Annotated in this window: 20 protein-coding genes and 1 pseudogene; 5 read left to right on the top strand and 16 right to left on the bottom strand. The window is 60.1% G+C overall.

From position 1 onward, the window contains the following. Positions 1-7: 7 nt before the first annotated feature. Positions 8-1,855 (top strand): thiamine pyrophosphate-requiring protein, encoded by a 1,848-nt coding sequence (locus L1277_RS02150; RefSeq protein ID WP_253374701.1) that lies wholly within the window; start codon positions 8-10, stop codon positions 1,853-1,855. Positions 1,856-3,059: 1,204 nt separating this feature from the next. On the opposite strand, the pseudogene L1277_RS02145 reads toward L1277_RS02150, so the two are convergent. The 4 genes and pseudogenes from L1277_RS02145 to L1277_RS02130 form a co-directional block, all read right to left on the bottom strand. Then, positions 3,060-3,286, bottom strand: a pseudogene (locus L1277_RS02145) (RNA-binding S4 domain-containing protein). A gap of 129 nt (positions 3,287-3,415) precedes the next feature. Further along, the gene (locus L1277_RS02140) at positions 3,416-3,985 is read right to left on the bottom strand and encodes a DapH/DapD/GlmU-related protein (protein ID WP_253375265.1); all 570 of its coding nucleotides are present in this window, start codon (positions 3,983-3,985) and stop codon (positions 3,416-3,418) included. 88 nt (positions 3,986-4,073) lie between these two features. After that, a complete protein-coding gene (locus L1277_RS02135) occupies positions 4,074-4,841 on the bottom strand; it encodes an SRPBCC family protein (RefSeq protein WP_253374700.1) in 768 nt (255 codons plus the stop codon). A gap of 409 nt (positions 4,842-5,250) precedes the next feature. Further along, positions 5,251-5,412 carry a hypothetical protein gene (locus L1277_RS02130; protein WP_253374699.1) on the bottom strand — a complete coding sequence of 54 codons (162 nt, stop codon included), beginning with the start codon at positions 5,410-5,412 and terminating at the stop codon, positions 5,251-5,253. 126 nt (positions 5,413-5,538) lie between these two features. On the opposite strand from L1277_RS02130, the gene L1277_RS02125 reads away from it, so the two are divergent. Continuing rightward, positions 5,539-6,123 (top strand): recombinase family protein, encoded by a 585-nt coding sequence (locus L1277_RS02125; RefSeq protein WP_253375264.1) that lies wholly within the window; start codon positions 5,539-5,541, stop codon positions 6,121-6,123. Positions 6,124-6,186: 63 nt separating this feature from the next. Here the strand turns inward: L1277_RS02125 and L1277_RS02120 are convergent, their stop codons facing one another. From L1277_RS02120 to L1277_RS02100, 5 genes are all read right to left on the bottom strand, one after another. Beyond that, the gene (locus L1277_RS02120; RefSeq protein WP_253374698.1) at positions 6,187-6,981 is read right to left on the bottom strand and encodes an alpha/beta fold hydrolase; all 795 of its coding nucleotides are present in this window, start codon (positions 6,979-6,981) and stop codon (positions 6,187-6,189) included. Positions 6,982-7,052: 71 nt separating this feature from the next. Next, positions 7,053-7,604: an RNA polymerase sigma factor gene (locus L1277_RS02115; RefSeq protein WP_253374697.1), complete on the bottom strand. Its 552-nt coding sequence runs from the start codon at positions 7,602-7,604 to the stop codon at positions 7,053-7,055. Beyond that, positions 7,601-8,161, bottom strand: a complete 561-nt coding sequence (locus tag L1277_RS02110) for a hypothetical protein (protein ID WP_253374696.1) — start codon at positions 8,159-8,161, stop codon at positions 7,601-7,603. Before L1277_RS02110 ends, L1277_RS02115 begins: the two co-directional genes overlap by 4 nt. A gap of 160 nt (positions 8,162-8,321) precedes the next feature. After that, positions 8,322-9,290, bottom strand: a complete 969-nt coding sequence (locus L1277_RS02105; RefSeq protein WP_253374695.1) for a hypothetical protein — start codon at positions 9,288-9,290, stop codon at positions 8,322-8,324. Beyond that, the gene (locus tag L1277_RS02100; RefSeq protein ID WP_253374694.1) at positions 9,290-9,853 is read right to left on the bottom strand and encodes an RNA polymerase sigma factor; all 564 of its coding nucleotides are present in this window, start codon (positions 9,851-9,853) and stop codon (positions 9,290-9,292) included. The genes L1277_RS02105 and L1277_RS02100 overlap by 1 nt, the downstream gene beginning before the upstream one ends. Positions 9,854-10,041: 188 nt before the next feature. Between L1277_RS02100 and L1277_RS02095 the strand changes: the two genes are divergently transcribed. Continuing rightward, entirely contained in the window at positions 10,042-10,494 is a 453-nt protein-coding gene (locus tag L1277_RS02095) for a hypothetical protein (protein WP_253374693.1), read from the top strand. A gap of 208 nt (positions 10,495-10,702) precedes the next feature. Here L1277_RS02095 and L1277_RS02090 read toward each other — a convergent pair whose 3' ends face one another. Both L1277_RS02090 and L1277_RS02085 read right to left on the bottom strand, forming a co-directional pair. Then, entirely contained in the window at positions 10,703-10,960 is a 258-nt protein-coding gene (locus L1277_RS02090) for a hypothetical protein (RefSeq protein ID WP_253374692.1), read from the bottom strand. Between the two features lie 171 nt (positions 10,961-11,131). After that, complete coding sequence (locus L1277_RS02085) at positions 11,132-11,593, bottom strand: hypothetical protein (RefSeq protein ID WP_253374691.1); 462 nt, start codon at positions 11,591-11,593, stop codon at positions 11,132-11,134. 173 nt (positions 11,594-11,766) lie between these two features. Between L1277_RS02085 and L1277_RS02080 the strand changes: the two genes are divergently transcribed. Continuing rightward, positions 11,767-13,191 carry a PD-(D/E)XK nuclease family protein gene (locus L1277_RS02080; protein WP_253374690.1) on the top strand — a complete coding sequence of 475 codons (1,425 nt, stop codon included), beginning with the start codon at positions 11,767-11,769 and terminating at the stop codon, positions 13,189-13,191. Between the two features lie 148 nt (positions 13,192-13,339). On the opposite strand, the gene L1277_RS02075 is transcribed toward L1277_RS02080, so the two are convergent. Then, complete coding sequence (locus L1277_RS02075; RefSeq protein WP_253374689.1) at positions 13,340-13,819, bottom strand: hypothetical protein; 480 nt, start codon at positions 13,817-13,819, stop codon at positions 13,340-13,342. A 164-nt stretch (positions 13,820-13,983) separates the two neighbouring features. Here L1277_RS02075 and L1277_RS02070 point away from each other — a divergent pair, with 164 nt between their 5' ends. After that, positions 13,984-14,310, top strand: coding sequence for a hypothetical protein (locus L1277_RS02070; protein ID WP_253374688.1), 327 nt, complete (start codon positions 13,984-13,986; stop codon positions 14,308-14,310). Between the two features lie 50 nt (positions 14,311-14,360). Here L1277_RS02070 and L1277_RS02065 read toward each other — a convergent pair whose 3' ends face one another. The 4 genes from L1277_RS02065 to L1277_RS02050 form a co-directional block, all read right to left on the bottom strand. Further along, positions 14,361-14,939: a hypothetical protein gene (locus L1277_RS02065; RefSeq protein ID WP_253374687.1), complete on the bottom strand. Its 579-nt coding sequence runs from the start codon at positions 14,937-14,939 to the stop codon at positions 14,361-14,363. Positions 14,940-15,085: 146 nt separating this feature from the next. Continuing rightward, entirely contained in the window at positions 15,086-16,429 is a 1,344-nt protein-coding gene (locus L1277_RS02060) for a nucleoside 2-deoxyribosyltransferase (protein WP_253374686.1), read from the bottom strand. Positions 16,430-16,459: 30 nt separating this feature from the next. Next, positions 16,460-16,864, bottom strand: coding sequence for a hypothetical protein (locus tag L1277_RS02055; RefSeq protein WP_253374685.1), 405 nt, complete (start codon positions 16,862-16,864; stop codon positions 16,460-16,462). Positions 16,865-17,038: 174 nt separating this feature from the next. Further along, entirely contained in the window at positions 17,039-17,773 is a 735-nt protein-coding gene (locus tag L1277_RS02050; protein ID WP_253374684.1) for a hypothetical protein, read from the bottom strand. Positions 17,774-17,853 lie beyond the last annotated feature (80 nt).

The following is a 17,853-nucleotide window of genomic DNA, read 5'->3' as shown; positions in this document are numbered from 1 at the left end:
AAGGGTCGTGGCCGAACAGCAGCGAACCGTTTCGGATGCCGTCGTCGACAGTCTCGGTCAGTGGGGCGTCACTCGCGTGTACGGGTACAGCGGAGACGGCATTAACGGGGTCTTAGAAGCGATGCGACGCTCCACCAGCGATATCGTGTTCGTGCAAGCACGGCATGAGGAGAACGCGGCCTTCATGGCCGTTGGCGAAGCCAAATACGCCGGCGGCGTTGGTGTTGTTATTTCTACGCAGGGCCCTGGAGCGGTGCACCTGCTCAACGGACTCTACGACGCCAAACTGGACCGTGTTCCGGTTGTGGCTCTCGTCGGACAGCAGCACCGCAGCGTGCTCGGTGCTGGCTATATGCAGGAAATCGATCTGCGTACTCTGTTCTCTGATGTTGCGGCGCAGTACATCGCAGAGGTCACGAGCGCAGAGCAAGTGCCTATGGTTATCGACCGTGCATTTCGTGCTGCGCTCAGCTCCGGGTCGCCGGCGGTCGTGATCCTTCCGCATGACGTACAGACTGAGCCTGCGCCGGAGCATCCGCATGAACACGGCATTGTGCCGAGCACGGCCGTGTTTGACCACCCAGTTGTTCGGGCGACGGACGAGCGCGTCGCCGCAGCCGCGACGCTTTTGGCCGCAGCGAAACGACCGGCACTCCTGGTCGGAAAGGGTGCCGCCCAAGCGGTGGACGAAGTGAAGGATTTCGCGGAGCACTTGGGTGCTGGCGTAGTGACGAGCTTGCTCGGCAAACCCTACGTTGACGAGCGGTTACCCTATGCCGCTGGCACCATGGGGCACCTCGGCACGACCGCGAGCGCACAAGTGTTCGCCGACTGCGACGCGTTACTCATCATCGGTTCCAACGATCCATGGACCGAGTTCTACCCGGCTCCCGGACAGGCGAAGACCGTGCAGATCGACATTGATCCGAGGGCCATAGGAAACCGCAGCCGCGTCGACGTCGGACTCGTCGGAGATGCGGCTGCAACCCTGCGTGCGCTTCGTGATGCCACTTCGGCGCCATCCAACCAGGTCTGGGCCGAGTACGTCCGCGATGTCGTGGAGAGATGGCGCAAGATAAGCGGCGAACGCGCTGCTGTGGCCACTGACCACGTCAATCCTGAGGCAGCGATGCGGGCCCTCAACGATCACTTGCCCGCCAACGCCCGGGTGGCTCTGGACGTTGGCAGCGTCGTCTACTGGTACGCAAGGCAGCTCATTCTCCCGCCGGGGATACAGGCGCATGTCTCAGGAACTCTCGCAAGTATGGGATGTGGCATCCCGTATGGCTTGGCGGCGAAGTTCACCGCACCCGATCGACCCGTGGCTGTTCTGTCCGGCGACGGGGGAATGCAGATGACCGGCTTAGCAGAGCTGGTTACCGTTGCAGCGCACTGGCAGGAGTGGTCGGACCCCCGGTATGTCGTCGCCGTCTTCGATAATCGCGATCTCGCTGAGGTGAGCTGGGAGCAGCGTGAGATGGAGGGCGCCCCGCGATTCGAGGCCAGTCAGACTCTTCCTTCCGTGCCTTATGAGGAATATGCGCGTCTGCTCGGACTTGAGGGAGTACGTGTGTCGAGAACAGAAGAGCTCAACGCGGGCTGGCAACGCGCATGGTCGTCAGACCGTCCCTGTGTATTGTCCATCCGAACCGACCCCGCCACTCCGATGCTGCCGCCGCTGGCCGCAGCATCAGAGAAGGTCGATCAGATGCGTTCGGCATTGATCAAGGAATCCGCGGAGGGTGGTGAGCAGGCCGATCGCGCGCGCCGTCTCCTCCAGACATATGTCGACATTGAAGAGCGCGCGCGTGGCAACACGACGATCTCTTCTGGGTCTGAACCTACTTTGCCGTGACGCCCTCCTGCCGCGCGGGCATTCATGCTGGCTGCGCATCTTCTGGCTCGAGGATACCGACGGTACCGTCGAGGGCCACCTATGGTTCCGCCATCACAGGAGTTGGGGCTTGTGGCAGCTCCATCTCATCCGTAATGACGAGCCCGTTCGGTCCGAAAGACGCGCTCGCCAGCGACTCCAACCAGGCCTTGTTCAAGGAGGGTGGTCGGTTGCCACGGAATTGAAACTGCAAAGGGGTCCACGGAGAAATCCACAAAGACGTACGCCCGGACCCTTGCTCTGCAGTTTGAGTCCAGCTGAGGTAGAAGCACTCTTGACGGCGAAGTTTCGAACCAATCACTATTTTGAGGTGCGCCAGTAATCGATCGTCGAACTCGAATCGTGTACCAGCTCCGTGGACCAAAAATCCCAAGGTCGTTCTCCTCAACTCAATCAAGGCCTCCCTGCAGAGGTGAGGCCTTCCGTCAACATCCCAATCGCGCGACTTCTCTGCAACCCTGACGGCCGGATGTGGAGGGCCATCGCTGAAGTCTCGATGTGATCGCTCCCGGCGACAGCGTCTTGCTGGCCAGGCAACCCGTCTGGGGACAGGGCATCTATAACCTAGAAGTGGGAAAAACTTCGCGTTGGGGGTTGACTCCAGTACGCCTGCGGCGCAGCACTTCTGTGCGGTTCACTCGCCAGCTTGCCCGATTCCCTCCCCGTGCTTTGCGGCCAAGAGCGGCACTCCTCACAACACAAACGGCTTGGGATCGAGCCATCTCCCGGTGCGAGAGCGTTACATCTCCGGAAGGACGTGAGGCCTACATTTCGGCTAGTCGTGCGTCGTCGGAAGGAATGCTGGTGGCTATTTCCACCTCACCTCACGAGCCCCCTCCACCATGAGCCCACAAAGCTCGCTGTTGACTCTCGTCGCCTCAATCTCCCGGCGTATCCGGCTGTGTTCCCTGGCGAGCAATTTGTTGCGGCCGTCGTGTTCCTGGGCAGGTGCAGAACGCGCCCCCAAACGACTCTGAGTCGAACTGCGAGCTCAGGGGGCGGAACGTCACAGATTGGAGTTTGACGGTCATCCCCATACCCCGTGTACGACTTCTTGCCCGCGAGTATTTCGACCCCAAATCGGCCTTCCTACGGAAAGCGCGCCGACGGACATGCACCGGTTTCCGGCGCTCAGGCTCTCCCAGCTCGGGCTGTTAGCTCGAGGTCACGGGCAGACGCGGACCCTGCGCCCGTTGAAGTTAACGACGTCGCCCAGCTGTAGCTGCCTTCCCCGTCGCAGTTCGACTGCACCATTCACGGCCACAAGGCCGTCGACGATCGCCTCTTTCACGTCTCCATCGGAATCGAAAGATTAGCGAATTTCAGGAACTGCCCGAGGCGGATGGTCTCCCCGCCAATCGCGATGTCGTCGATCGGAGGAGAACCTGTCATTCCCACAGATTAGTGGACGGGCTGCAACCTGAAGGGATCGCTTAACAGATACATATCGCACCTGTGAAGGCGCCCTTGAACCGGAGCACGCCACCTTGCAAAGCAAGCCTCACAGGATCGGCGTGCGGTTCAGCGTGTAACGTATCGCACCACTCGAGCGGGAGAGCCCACGACAACTGCATTCTCCGGTACATCCTTCGTCACCACGGCTGCAGCACCAACGACCGCGTTGTCACCAATCGTCACGCCAGGCAGAATGATCGCGTTCGATCCGATCCACACATTTCTGCCGACGGTGATTCGGCCCGGGTGCATGTCCGCGCGCCGGTCTGGTGAGAGGTCATGATTGAGTGTGGCCATCACCGTGTTGTGCCCGATTAAACAATCGTCTCCTATGACTATGCCGCCCTGGTCTTGGAATTTGCATCCCGAGTTGATGAAGATCCGCTTTCCGAGAGTGATGTTCTTGCCGAAGTCCGAATAAAAAGGCGGGAACACCGTTACGGATTCGTCAACTGGAGCCCCGGTAAGTTGAGCCAGCAATCTGCGAACGATCGCGGGTTCACGGTACCCGTTGTTGAGTTCCGCGGTGATGCGAAGCGCTTCCTGGCTCCATCGATGCATGACCTCGTGCAGTGGCGAGTCCCCGGTAATTGTGTGGCCGGCATTCAGCGAACGCAGGAGGTCGTCGAGATCCATCATCCACATCTCCGCAACGGCAACGCCAGCGGCCCATCCGAATGGTGAGCCGCCGGCGGTGCGAGTAGTCGAATAGGAGTCAGAGGGACTACAGAACCCCACCGTCGCGTCGTTCCCCGTTCAGAAGTGGGTCTTCCTCCGCAACGATCTCCGACTGCACCGTCGTCGTCTCGGCGACCGTCGGATCAAGATCGCGCACCGGAGCTTCAACGATTGGCGACTCCAGCGTGACGTCAGTATCGACACGTGCTGTGTCCTTGTCGCCCTTCTTGCTAGCTGCCACGCCGGCTGCCGCGGCAGCCGCAGCGATTCCAACACCAGCGGCGACCTTGCCTGAGATCCCCGCTTTTCCGCTGTCGCCACGAGAGCCTGAAGCGGCATCTACTCCGGGCTCCGCAGTGGCACCAGCCACCGAGCCACGCCAAGCTCCAGTCGCATATCCTTCGTCCTCGATGAAGGCCTTGAAACGGTCGAGATCGCGCTCGGCTTGGTTCTCCACGACGTTGAGTTTGTCTCCAACTTTCTCGACCAAGCCCTCGGCCTCGTACTCGAGTACGAGGTGAACTTGCGTCTGCCCTCCCCCGACGTCCTCAAACATCACCGACCCTGCATTAGTCGCGCCCTCGGTTGCAGCCCACGAAACCTTCCTGTCCGGAACCTGCTCCAGAATTTTCGCGTTCCACTGGCGCTTAACTCCGCCAATCTCTGCGACCCACTTCAGGTTCTCATCATCGAGTTGAGTAACCGACTTGATTCCGCCCATGAAGTGCGGGAACTCTTCAAACTGGGTCCACTGGTTGTACGCGATGCTCAGCGGGACGTTTACGAGGATGCTTTTTTCAACCTTCGTGCTCATGGCATCTCCTTATCTTGAGTGGGGGCCGCACGCGAGCGCGCACGTAAGTCTCACTGTAAGTAGGCTGCGGCCAGACCAGATAGCCCCTTGCTTTTGACACAGAGAGATAGAAAATGACCCTGCCCTGTCGACGGTTCGCGGAGCGTGGGCCTGCAGCTCGGCAACGTATGCTTGCGAGAATCCGGTGACGGGATCTCGTTTATGAGGGCGGCTCGAGGTAGCGGAGAACGTTGGCTACCTAGTAGCGGGTGGGGCGTCCACCATATAGCGGTTAGGGTCGCTGCCCGTCACTGGCCGAGACCTTGGGAACAAGGAGACTCGGCCTGAGGGGATCGTAGTGACACTCGGAGGAGCCTTGAGCGGGGCGAACTATTGTGGCTGTTCATTGAATGTCCTCATCGGGAACCTTCTAGGGTTGCGAATCGGACTTGTCGAGTACCGCCACCAGCTTCGCTAGATCGGACGCCGACTTCTCCGCAGCATCCGCCATCCGTCGCAAGGCACCCGCGACGCTGATGCTTGCGAAGATGACGACCAGCACGAGCACGACGGAAAGCCAAGTGATGTCCATGTCGTCAATCTAGTCGCCCACTAATGAACTACGAGTGATGACGCTCAGCGGGAACCATCACCGCTGCACCAAAGCTCGACGCGTCGAGTCTTGACCGTGATTGGCCGAAGAGCCAGTCTGCCCGTCATGACTGAATTACTGATTGGCTACGCACGCGTATCCACAAACGAACAGGATCTGACTGCTCAAACAAACGCTCTGGAACGCCTCGGCGTGAGAGCGGCACTGATCTACACCGACCACGGATTGACCGGCACCAACCGCGCCGGACCCGGCTTGCGTGAGGCGTTGGCGGCTTGCCGCAGCGGCGACACGCTGGTCGTCGCCAAGCTCGATCGACTGGCCCGCTCCCTCCGAGATGCTAAAGACATCATCGATGAGCTAACTGCCAAAGATGTCAAGCTCAGCATCGGTGGTTCCGTGCACGACCCGAATGACCCTGTCGGGCGCTTACTGTTCAACGTTCTCGCGATGGTTGCCGAGTTCGAATCTGACCTGATTCGAGCGCGAACCCGCGAAGGGATGCAAGTCGCCAAGGCAAAAGGGCGACTTCGAGGGAAGCAGCCCAAGCTTTCGAATGCGCAGCAGAAGCACCTCATGGAGGTCCACAATGCCGGCACCCACTCAACGGCGGAGATAGCCGAGCTCTTCAACGTTGCCCGATCCACCGTCTACCGAACGATTGAACGGCAACTCCGAGCGGACCACTGACAACCACTGCCGTTGGCTGACGCGGCCCATGGCTAACGCATCGACCGCGTCAGCTGGGAACCCTCAAGGGACGTCGATAAAGCGAGTCAGCGCGTCGATCCATTGCTCGAAGGCGTCAAGGTGGGCGTCATGCGATGCGTTCGCCAGGTCGAAGCGCCGAACGTTCTGGCCCCGTTGGATGAACTCGGCCTTCTGTTCTTCCGAGAAAATTCCCCCGTCTGCGTAGATAACGAGCGCGGGAACGTGGGTGCCCTCCCACTCGGCCCAGCGTTGTAGCGCCACGCCCGTGATAATGAGCTGCATCACCTCGGCATCGAATCGCGGATAGAGACCGTCCGGGCGTTCTTCGAGATCGTTGACCAGGGCGTGGGCGAGCGGCCCGTCACCCAGTGCTGCCAGCGCAGCCGCGCGGTCGGCGAAAGGCACCTCCCACGACCGAAAGTAGTCGCCCAACGCGGCGTGTTCCTCAGCTGTCCCGCCGCCTTGGTTTCCTTCAAGCATCACCAGCCGTCGCACCAGGTCGGGTCGGTCAGCGGCGACGAGCATTGCCGTGTGTGCCCCCATCGATTGCCCGGCAATGTCCACAGGGCCGGGGGCCTCGGCCTCAATCACGCTCACCACATCGCGCACGAAAGCGTCGCGAGAGGTATCCGCCGGAACCGTCGTACTGCGTCCGTGGCCGCGCTGGTCGATCGGGATGACCTTGCGCCCCGGCAGTGCCCGCGCTGTCTCGATGAATTCTCGATGGGAGCCACCGAGTCCGTGCAAGATAACGACCGCCGGCTCCGCACCGTCAAAGACGGAGTACGAGATTTTCGTCCCGTCACCCATGAGTGCTTCGTGGAGTTTCGGGATCATCTAGCGATTCTAAACGCGTCAAACGCAGGGAATGCGTCCGCAAGACGGACCCTCAACGGGACACGAAGCCCTCACTGAACGCCTGATGCGTTGACAGCGGAGATGATTCGATCGGTTGTTGTTGCGTCGGACATCGTCATGCGCTCGCGTAGGCGTTTCTTTGCTCGTTCGTATCGTCCTCTCGCGGTGGATTCCGTTGTTTTGACGAGTGTGGCTGCTTCGCGGATTGAGAATCCGTCCCAATGGATGAGCTGTATGAGTTCTCGTTGGTTGGCGGGCAAGGACGTGATCGCTTCTCGAATATCGGAATGTTGCTCGTGATCGTCCACGTAGGAGAGCCGGATTGTCGCGCGGAGGACGTCGGCGAGTGCGATGCGACGGTTTGAGCCGCGGTGATGGTTGGCGAGCACTCGACGTGCGACGCCGAACAGCCACATCCGTGCTTCCTCATCATCGGCAGGAAGATTCGTGGCCCGTCGATGTGCAACGATGAATGTTTCACTGAGCAGGTCCGCAGCGTCTTCGACCGGGCTGACTCGGCGGGCGAGATAGTTCAACAGCGGACCGGAAACGCTGACGTACAGAGCAGTGATTCGCTCCTTGTTAGAACTTGTGGTGGTCATTTGGTCACCTCGCCGCAGCGGCCTGTGGACTCCAGGAACACCGAGGAGGTGAGATAGCCGGCTTGTTCAAACACGGCCGACACTTCGTTTGATGTCAGCATGGAAAGAAGCGCTGGCGGGTTGATGCCGGTTTCCTCCCGAAGCGCGCGTTGCTCCGGCGGCATACTGTCGAGGTACGCGTCGAGATCGTCAAGATCGACGCTAATCGCGGACCAGTCTTCCTCTTGCAGGAATCGTCTTGCGTTCTCTAGGTCTGCTTCTGCCTCTGCACCGGTGGCGTTTTCGGCTTGGACTGCACGGATGATGACAACACAGTCAGTAGATTTGCCTCCATCTGTGATCGGAAACTCGCGACTGATCACAGCGTCGGGCTCCCATGGCGCCCACGAAATAATCGTTGGAATGGCGGCGGCAGAGACCGCCACCACGACTGCAGAAAACGCAAGAACGCCCCACAACCGTCGACGCTCGGGCCGCGAAGTCACAGTGTCACGATCGTTCGCAGTGCGCTCGGCGACCTGACGTGCTCTTTCGGTGACTCCGGGGAGGTCGGTCACATCCGCGGGTTTGCTGGCATTAAGCAGTCGATCGAACCGATCTGACATGTCGCACCTCTCACTCGAAATCTAGCTCCTATCTATGTCATGTCCGGGAACGCCAGCTTTTACACACAGCAGCGCAGAAATGCTGGACCAAGGAAGAAGGCCGCCGAAGACGTCACGAGGTACAGAGGTCGTAGATGCCAGCGTCCTTGAGCTGCTGAACGATTTCTTTGCTCGTCGCCGAGGGCTCGATTCCCGCTGCTACGAGGCATCGCCGCAAGTGTTCGGTGGATTCCGATGTGTTTTCGTGCGCGATTTGCCAGCTGATGTCCACCTGTTCAAATTCGGCGGTGTAGCACTGGGCATCCGCGCCTGCGGCGACGGACTCTCCGGTGAGGCTGTACTGGATGACGGTGCCTGTCCGGTTCGTGGACGCGATCGGGTAACCGGCTGCGGTCATGCAGCTAGCGAATCGGTCGAACGCGGCGTCGTATTCTTCTCGAGTTACTTGTCCGTCGGAGAGTTCCGCGAGTTGCGTGGCGGACGATTCAGGGGCGGGAGTCTTTCTCGCCCAGGATGCCCAGACCATGTATCGGCTCGATCCGTGAGCTCTGATGGTGAGGGTTTGTGGTTCGTCAGTGTCGACGCCGTGGTGGCCGCTCATGCCTGCTGAGGATCTCTTGCTCGCGGAGGCGTCTTCATGGGTGCAGGACATATGAGTGTCGATCTTGCCGTTGAACGCTGTGGTGAATTCACCGGCGTCGATGCAGTGGAAGGTGACGGCGATCGATGTTGCCCCCTCGGGCCGGACCCCCATTTCGATAACTGTCTCGTCGTGCCCGGACAGGATGAAAGGAGTCCCGAACAACTTCGTGTGCGTTCCGACGAAGCTGGACGCCATCGTCGAAATATCGATTGTCACTGACGAATCATCAACTACGGATGCCGTAGTCGAGGCGGACAACGCCGTTGCGGAGATCGCGCCACCGGTGATGGCGCCGGCGAGAGCGAAAGCAGCGATCGCTGCCCCAAGCGAGCGTCGTTGGATCCGTGGTTTGAGATAGGGTGTGGCGTTCACGGCCGCGACCAATTCGCTGCGCAATGCCGCGTTCCGGTCGTGTTCGGAGCCTGGGTTCGTGTTCATTATGCTTCTTCCGGCCGGCTCAGTGACAGGTGAGCTTGTTGGGTGATGTGATGTGCGAGGCGCTGTTTGGCGCGGGACAGACGCGACTTCGTCGTGCCGACCGGGATTCCCAGCGCGACAGCGGCTTCGCTGGTCGACAACCCTTCCAGCACACACAGCACAATCACCTGCCGGTCGGGGAGAGCGAGTTGCCGGAGAGCATCTGATGCGGGGCCACCGTCGATGTGGTCGGTGTTATCGGTGGTGGCCGATGATGGTGGCAACCGGTCAAGAAGTGCTTTGTGGCGACGGGTTGAGCGGCGAAGGTTCTGTGCGGACATGGTGGCGGTCACGAGAAGCCACGGTAAGACGGAGCCGTCCACAATTCGTACCCGGTCTCGGCTTCGCCACGCTTCTGCGAAAGTCACTGCAACAACATCGTCCACCTCATGTGGGCTGGCGACCAGGCGGTAGCTGTGCCGTGCGATCCGGTCGCGGTGTCGATCGAAGATCCGGCCGAAGGCCTCGCCGTCACCGGCAATCGACTTAGCCCAGTCGTCAGCGTCGTCCGCATGGGTGCTCATACTCTGTATTGTCCGGCACACCTGAATTGGTTCCACTTGCACCGAAAATTCTTTTGTCAGTCCTCGAAGGCACGGAGTAGCTCAGACCAGGTGCTGAACCCCTATGGGAATCCTCAACGGGACCCCAGTGGGAATGTTCGCCGAGCAATAAGGCGAGGGCGGTGCTCATCAGTTAGTAAGGTGCGAGCATGGCACTGACGGAAATGACGCGAAATAAGTCACCGCTTAGCGCGTTGATGCTTTGTGCTCCTGGCGGAGCTGCGGCACTTATCTCGGCACTCATCCTTGCGCTAAATCACACCTACAACTACGTCGGCGTGGCTAGCGGGAACTTCATCAGCATCGGGTTACTCGTCTTCGGCACGATTGCCATTGGAAGGCTGTTCGCGCGCCCAACTCGATATGTCGAAAAAAGTATCGCCGCAACCGCTGCCACCCTCGTTCTCTTAGGTGTGCTCGCCATCCCGTTCATTGGAGGCTGGATTTGGCTCCACTGGCTGGCACTTCCCATGGCCGTCTCCATCGCCTTGGCCCACCTCCTCCGGTCAGTGCGACCTCAAATGGCTCAATCGCTCGGCGTCTTGTCACTCTGCGCTTGGATTTGCACAGCCATGATCTTCATCCTTTTGCAGCTCCTCTAACGGGCGCCTAGCCAGCTCGTGGATCGAGACGACGGGGAGACCGGCCCCCGAAACCAGACACGTGGAACTGGAATCCTCATTGGGAACCCCTCTCGCGACATCCAAGTGGGCAGCGCAGGCGCCATGCACTCCGTCGACGGATTCACGGGGTTGTAGCCGCTATGCGCAGTTACTCCTGGAACCACCATTTGCCAAATTGGGCAAGTCGCTATTCGTGTGGGTTCCCCCGGGGGATGTAAGCCCGCACGATAGCGATGATGATGAGTACGACCAGGACAGCTGCGCTCATGGGGATGAGGTACATGGCGCCGAATCCCACCGCCACTGGAGATACAGCTTCAGCACCCTCGAGACTGCCGAATTGCCAGCCCAGGGATCTACCAATGCCGGCGTAGACGTAGACCGCCAATAGCGCGAAAATGCTCAACCCAAGGACGCTCGCAACACCAACGATCCATCTCTTCACGATTCTGTCCTCCAGATACTCGTTGATCACGATTGCAGAAGCTAACCACAGTCCGGTCGTCTTGACCCGTGTTCCCGAAGAACGTGCCGAAGCGCGAACCCTCTGCGGGAAGGCCGGGCTCACATTGCGCATTCGGCCAAGCCCTGCCGCCTTATCCCTCCGTGTGAGGAGCTACGACGGCTTGGATTCGGTCGAGTCCCCGGTATCCCTCACCGCTTCCTCATGAGCCTTGAGCGTGGCATTGAGCACTTGCGTAGCGAACGCGGGCGCGCGCTTCACCCTCAACTGCCATACCTTTTCGACTGTGGCGAACGCGCATTGGAAGTGGCCCGGCAGGAAAGGAAGATCCTCGTCCTGCTCTAAATCTTCGACCGGAACTGTCACCCTGTAGAGCGTTCCGAAGCCGAACCTCGCGCCGTCTAATGACCAGTTACTCGCGAACACCTGGGCAAGTTGGCGGTTCGTTGTGACATATACCCGGTCGGCCCGTTGCGTAATCTTTGCCTCGGGTCCCAGTAGTTCAGCATCGTTCTTACGTGTGAACGGAACCATCGTTTCCGAGGGTGGGAGCAGCAGATCGCCGGCGACCAACCCTGGAGCGCCGCCATGCCAAAGAGGTTGGTAGTCGTCCATGCGTGAAACATAGCGTGCATCCGACACCGTCTGTTGCTGGACCCTGAAGCACTGCTCACTTCGTATGGTTAGTCGAGCCGAGTGATTACCAGTGACGAACGCCTTCCGACGAAGTACCCACGCCGCCCGTTCGCGGATAGCGGGAAACGTCGCGCCACGGCTAGATTGCGTTTGTGCAAGCACCTAACTCGATCCCCGCAATTGCCGAGCCCACAGTGATCTTCGTGATCAACAGGGAATGGTCCCCCGAGGCAGACGCGAAAGCGACGTACGATGCCACCCGCATGTACTGGCGCGTGGGCGCGAACACTCGGGAACGTGCGGTCTACGCGCTCGGCGTCGCAGGCGGTGTTGTCCGAGGCGCGTATCGAATCCAAACCTGGCATTCCGGTGATGAAGAGGGGCGGTGGGGCTTTGACGGAGTACCTGCGCCAGAGCTCGGCGCCGTAGGGACGAGCGTCGAACGGCTTGCACCTCCCAGGGGCGCGGCGAATCCGGTGCGTCGTTACCTCGACGGCATCCCAACGAGCGATGAGAAGCCGGTGCAGGCGATTGCCCGCGAACTGAACGTCGAGCCGCTCGCGCGGATCATGTACGGGCAACGCGAGTTGTTCCACAGCAACTTCCTCGCTTGGTTTTTCGACGCGTTGCCGAAGCTCGCCGATGCCGTGTTCCGCGATCTCACGACCGACGACGTCACAAGCTTCTCCACAGTGCGGCGCGTCGAACGAGAAAGAGAGAACCTCGATCTCGTGCTCCATTGGCCGGACGCGGCGCCGTTGGTTATCGAGAACAAGGTGTTCTCGCTCCCCGAGCGAGCCCAGCTCGAGGAATATCGCGGCAAGACAGGGCGGTGGAAGGGTGAGCCCGCGCAGCACATCCTGCTGAGCATGTCACCACCGAACGAGCCTGTCGACGGCTGGACGTACCTGAGCTATCAGGAACTCGCTGAGCGCATCGACCTCGCCCTCCCTGACAATGACGGCAGTAGCTACGAGCTCGAGACTGTCAGACGCTACTCGCGAGTCGTGAGGCTCCTGAGCGCGCTACTCGACACCACTGTCGTGCACTCCATGGAGGAGTCTGCGTGGCTGGACAGTTCACAACTCGCTGAGATTGACTCGACCCAAACCCGCACCGCGCTACAAAAGCTCCGCGCGCGGCGGGTGCAGGCCGTGCTCGCGGCGGAGGGCCCGGCTGTGGGATGGACGGAGGCGGCTATTAGCCACGGCCAGCCGCTAGTCGGTTGGCGACGTCACGTTCGGGTTGGTGGCGTCGAAATCCAAGCGGGGTGGCAGTACCAGGAAGGACAGTTCCGGTTGTGTGTCGTGCTGCCACACCTCGAGGGTCGCTCGGGAGAGGACAGAGGCGCCCGCGAGGAATTCGCCACAGCGCACCCGGAGCTGTTCGACTTCGCGCCGCTCTACGAAGTCCTAGCATCGCCAGACGGGCAGGTCATGCCGCGCGACCGCTTCGGGCACTTCGCTCCGTCGTTCGTGTACCGCTACGTGAAGGCGCCGGACCAGACCGTCGCGCAACTGGTCGCGGCGACCCACGCGATCAATGCCACGCTTGAGGGGTGGCGCGTACAGGCATAGGGCGTGGAGGCTGTCACCAGACGATATTCCCGCCGGTTATGCCCGCAAACCGGACGGTAAGCGGAACCCTCAACGGCAACTATGTGCTGGCGTTCATGTCTGGCCGATCGAAGGGTCAGCCGAGCTGGCACCCCGTGAGACGTGTCGATCAGAATTCGTAGGTCGCGGCAATCTCATCCGACAGCAGCACCGTGTGTGGGAGGTCGCGCAGCGCCTCGGCGTCAACCGAAATTCCCCGCAACCGTGCGGCCTCCGCGTACTGTTCCCACGCAAATGAATTGGGTTCAGGTGCATCTGCTTGCACCAGGTAGAGAACTTCTGAGATCACATCGGCCGCGGGTCGCTTCCAAGAAACGGGCTCGACGAGCCGCCCCAGCTTGGACGCTGACACTCCGCGATCCATATCGAGACGAATCATCGATTCGTCCGACAGCCGCAAGTACTGAGTCATCTTCATGCTCATGGAAGGCCTGAGGTTTTCTGGGGACGGGTCATCGAGTTCGCAAATGATCACCAGACCGGTCACTGACAGGTTCGAAAGGTCGAACGGCAGACGATGAGCGGGCACGGTACCGGCCGACTCTGGTCGAATCGGTACGTATCGAGCCCACTCATCGCTGTCCGTCATCGTGGGGCATAGCTTATGTCCTTCGCAGTCCCGTAGCGGCACCCACCGGGCCGCGCTGGCGGAACCCTCACGGGCCTAGCGTGGGATTGTGAGACATAGCTACGGGAAACGCCTCGCGCGACGGTGGGCCGTAGTAGGCCTCCGTCCTCCTCTAGAGTCGGCTCATGGCAAACATTGCTGCAAACGACGAATGTGCCAAGCCGCACTTGTCCAATCGTCGCTGGGTATTCGCGCGAGTAGAGAGCACTCTCCGTAACAACGGCCTCTGGAACCGTCGACAGCTCCGCGACCCTGACGCTTCGATCTCGGTCGAGGGGCAGTTCGATGGACTGTGGAGGCCAGAGAAGCTCGCCGTCGAACTAGGGGTACCGGCGAAATCACTCCGCCGGTGGGCTCGGGCAGAAGGCTGGCGAGTCGCTGACGAGAAGGCGCGGGCGTGGTCGTTCACCAGCGAGCAGGCAAGAGTGCTGCACCAACTCGCTGGGCGTTAGCGACACTCAGCGGCGACGCCTGAACTGCGCCCAAGTATGGCTGGGCGGACCTAGGCGTTGTCCCAGGCCGAGCGCGCATCAGCCTGGGCAGCGGCAGTCTGGGTCTTTGCCAGAGCGAGTTTCGCCTTGCCGTACTTCTCGATCGCGTCGTCCAAACCCCGCGCGGCTACCTCTGCGTTGAAGCCCGTGCCGCGAATTGCCGACAGCCGATAGCCGTCGTCGAAGGACGACCCCTTGAGAACGCTAACGTTGTAACCCGCGGATTCCAGCAGATCACCTGTCGGCTTCAGTAGCCCCGAAAGCAGACCCGACGCGTCGACGAAGGTCTCTCCGCTCATGTTGCTTCGGGCCTTCGACGTCAGCGAGTCGAAATCGAGTCCGTCGACGATTCCGTCGACGGCAGACAGAGCGGACTTCCTCGCCTCGGCGACATTGAACTTCAAGACACCCAGTTGGGCTGGGTCGAGAGTTGCGGTGTGTTTGTGCTGCTCAATCACCGCCAACTCCACCATCCTTGCCAGTGCAGCGCCAACACCTTGCTGGAGAAACTCGATCATGCCCGGCAGCTTAGCGTCGAGCGCAGCGCGGGCCTCCTCAACTTGAACTTTGGCGTCGCCGATCTCAGTCATTTTGAATCCCTACTCGATACTGGCGCGTCGACGCTATCGGCTCTCGCTTGCCAAATCGCTGACCTGAGCATCACGATTCGCGAAGCGCTTCGTTCCCAACGCTCGGACTCAATCGAACAGACGCTCAGGGGTCCGGGTCCCTGTGCTCAGTCGGCCACAGTTTCGGACGGCGGTCGCCAGCAGATCCGATAGGTCCATTTGAGCTGAGGCCGCGGCATGTCCAAAGTGAGTTCGATGCCGGACACGCCGTCGCGCGTTGTTTGGTGCTGTGAAACGTATCCGGCGCGCCGGATACGGGCGCTCTCAGCGACGTCAATGGACCCTCTTCCTGCGCGGACACCCAGCACGTCGACGCCGAGGTCGTCAGGAAAAAATACCGAATAGACGAAGCGGGAAATCGGAAAGCTGACCTTCACCGCCACGGAATCCCAGTCGCGGAGACCGAGTTGAGAGTTCCGCGTTGCTGGCTCAAGTTGCTCCAGCGTAGCGAACTTGAAATGGGGAACTTCTCCGGAATAGTGCAGATGGACGGAAGCTCCGTCGTCCAACGGCGGTTCGAAGGAAATGACTTGAGCGAAGGTTCCGCCTTGCGTTTTATATGGCGGCTTCAGACGCAAAATTCCCGCATCTGAACGCGACGAGTCGTCAAGAAGCCGAAACATCGGAGCGTTTTCGCGGCTAAACCCGATTTGTTTGTCAGAATCTCGGGCGAGCGTTATCTCGAAACGTTCGATCCCTTCGCCACTTCTGCTAGTAAATCGTCGGTGGCATTCCTGGTGTCCACTTATCGCATGGGGCGAGGTGCCTGACTTCGAAAGAGTCCAGCGAGATTCGTACAAGTCGTATACACGGTCGGAATCCACGTGGAAGTACGAGTCAACCTTGCGCTTTTCTGCCTGCTCCACGTCATGAGTCAAAGCTCGGTCTATATCGCTTGCGAGCTGGCCCAGGTCTTGAAATTCTGCGTAGAGTCCGAGGTCGCTCACGGCTTTCTTGAATTGCTGAAGGCCCAGCACCTGATCAACGTCAATCTGAGCTATTGGCACTGACTCGGTCGAAAAGTACAGGTGAACCGGAATGCCTCGTGCTCGCGCGCGTTCGATTTCCTCGACTGTACCGGAGGCGGCATTTTGAGTCGGCGATCCGAGTTTGCTCCCTAAGAGAGCCACGACAATGTCGGCCTGATCAACACCTTGGGTGTTCAAAAGTGCCTGTGCGGGCGCCGCCAGGTCTGGCACAGCCGAGGTTTCCCAACGCCAAGGCAACAACACCACCCCTCGCGACTCGGCATGTTTCACATTCCACGCGGCGATGGCAAGCTCAACCATATCTCTAGCACTACGCACGTCCGACGGCGAAGCGATCATGACCCGCAAGACATTGGCGTCGAACACAGAGCCTCCAACAGTTCGGATCGGCACAAAGTGCACGAAGTGCACGAAGTGCACGAAGTGCACGAAGTGCACGAAGTGCACGAAGTCTACAGTCAACGACGATCCGTATGCCGGACTTTCAATGCATCAGCGCAGAGAGTCCTCGTACGCGGCGAGCCATACACCGCACGTCATTCTTCGAATGTGAGCGGCGAATGCGAACGTCGTGAACCGTACGCAGCCAATGATCATCGAAATTCCGAGCGCCCAGCCCACCGCACCGCCGAACGCGGATAATGCACCCATCGAGCTCGCAAGCATTGTCAACGCGGCGACCATGATCGCGAAGACAGCGGCTGGCGTCTCAGCCCCGTTCATGCTGTGCGCGCGAAGTACGCCGAGGACGGCAAGACGCACGTCCGGCTCGTCGCTCGTGCCGTCGACGAACGCCTTTACCCGATCCACATCAAGCGGTTCGTAGGGGTCGTGCGGGAGATAGTGCGCTGCCTCACCTGGCACACGATCGGTGACGTACGGCACGGAAGAGGACATGAGCGGAGAGCGAAGTTTCGACACGTCTACATGATGCGTCCACCCACCGACATTACTCATGGGCGGGCGACAGGCCCGAGGCCCCGTCGCATGGCGGACCTTGGCCAGAACTAGATGAGAGCTACACATTCTCAGACGCTAGTACGCGACAAGGGTCGTCACTAGCCGCCGGCATCAGCTCGACACTGAACGCCCTGCGTAGTCGTGTGTGGCGAGATACGTATAGCGCTCGTCTAACTGGGCAATGAGATCTACGCATGTTCCGAGGGAAACCGCCAGCATCTGAATGCTAGGGGTGATCTCGAATGATGCGACACCGTCGGTAAACCTGCCCATCTGTCGAACGTCGCTCAGCGCCCGCACGACTTGCTCGCTGCCATGGAGGAAGGCGCTGCTCACCTTCCAAACTACGAGTGGCGACGAGATCTCATAGCCGGCGCGGCTGCTGTCGCGGCTTTTGGGCGAGACGGCCGTGAGTATTGCGGTGTACTTCGGTGGTGGGCCAAGTTCCACTTGTCGAAGTGGCCCGACTGTGTCTTTCAACTGGTTGAGTCGGTCGATGGTCTTCGCGGCGCCCTGCCGTGCGGGACCAGCACCGGCTTTGCCTTTGATCAACTCGGCAAACCTCATTGCCTCTTGCGAGTTTCGGTAGGCAAGCTGAAGTGCGCGAAGCACTCGATCTGCCTTCTTTGAGGATTTGAGAAGCCACACTGCCGTCGCTGCCGCCTCAACCGCCGTCCGGATGAGTGAATAGAGTGAGAATGGATACGCGAGCAGCTTCCCCTCGTCTTCCTTGATCATCATCATCTCGAACACTCGATCGAGATTCTCGCTCGCCCGAGCACGATGCGCCATTACGAGCGTGTCCAAAGGCTCCCTCGCCGTGTAGGCACGCTCCAGATCAAGCATCGATCCTGAAAGTGGGGCCGGAAGCTGATCAGGGAGGTCGCGATATCGGACGCGCGCGGTTTGAATGGCGCGGATTCCGA

This window comes from Okibacterium sp. HSC-33S16 (assembly GCF_024171565.1).
Classification (GTDB): domain Bacteria; phylum Actinomycetota; class Actinomycetes; order Actinomycetales; family Microbacteriaceae; genus Mycetocola_A.
Note: the sequence above shows the minus strand (reverse complement) of the source record. Positions and strands in the feature narration are given on the sequence as shown.

Coding starts and splice junctions, on each gene's coding strand:
- L1277_RS02140 (WP_253375265.1), bottom strand. CDS start 3,985: ATGGATCTCGACGACCTCCTGCGTTCGCTGAATGCCGGCCACACAATT.
- L1277_RS02135 (WP_253374700.1), bottom strand. CDS start 4,841: ATGAGCACGAAGGTTGAAAAAAGCATCCTCGTAAACGTCCCGCTGAGC.
- L1277_RS02130 (WP_253374699.1), bottom strand. CDS start 5,412: ATGGACATCACTTGGCTTTCCGTCGTGCTCGTGCTGGTCGTCATCTTC.
- L1277_RS02125 (WP_253375264.1), top strand. CDS start 5,539: ATGACTGAATTACTGATTGGCTACGCACGCGTATCCACAAACGAACAG.
- L1277_RS02120 (WP_253374698.1), bottom strand. CDS start 6,981: ATGATCCCGAAACTCCACGAAGCACTCATGGGTGACGGGACGAAAATC.
- L1277_RS02115 (WP_253374697.1), bottom strand. CDS start 7,604: ATGACCACCACAAGTTCTAACAAGGAGCGAATCACTGCTCTGTACGTC.
- L1277_RS02105 (WP_253374695.1), bottom strand. CDS start 9,290: ATGAACACGAACCCAGGCTCCGAACACGACCGGAACGCGGCATTGCGC.
- L1277_RS02100 (WP_253374694.1), bottom strand. CDS start 9,853: ATGAGCACCCATGCGGACGACGCTGACGACTGGGCTAAGTCGATTGCC.
- L1277_RS02095 (WP_253374693.1), top strand. CDS start 10,042: ATGGCACTGACGGAAATGACGCGAAATAAGTCACCGCTTAGCGCGTTG.
- L1277_RS02085 (WP_253374691.1), bottom strand. CDS start 11,593: ATGGACGACTACCAACCTCTTTGGCATGGCGGCGCTCCAGGGTTGGTC.
- L1277_RS02075 (WP_253374689.1), bottom strand. CDS start 13,819: ATGACGGACAGCGATGAGTGGGCTCGATACGTACCGATTCGACCAGAG.
- L1277_RS02070 (WP_253374688.1), top strand. CDS start 13,984: ATGGCAAACATTGCTGCAAACGACGAATGTGCCAAGCCGCACTTGTCC.
- L1277_RS02065 (WP_253374687.1), bottom strand. CDS start 14,939: ATGACTGAGATCGGCGACGCCAAAGTTCAAGTTGAGGAGGCCCGCGCT.
- L1277_RS02055 (WP_253374685.1), bottom strand. CDS start 16,864: ATGTCCTCTTCCGTGCCGTACGTCACCGATCGTGTGCCAGGTGAGGCA.
- L1277_RS02050 (WP_253374684.1), bottom strand. CDS start 17,773: ATGCTTGATCTGGAGCGTGCCTACACGGCGAGGGAGCCTTTGGACACG.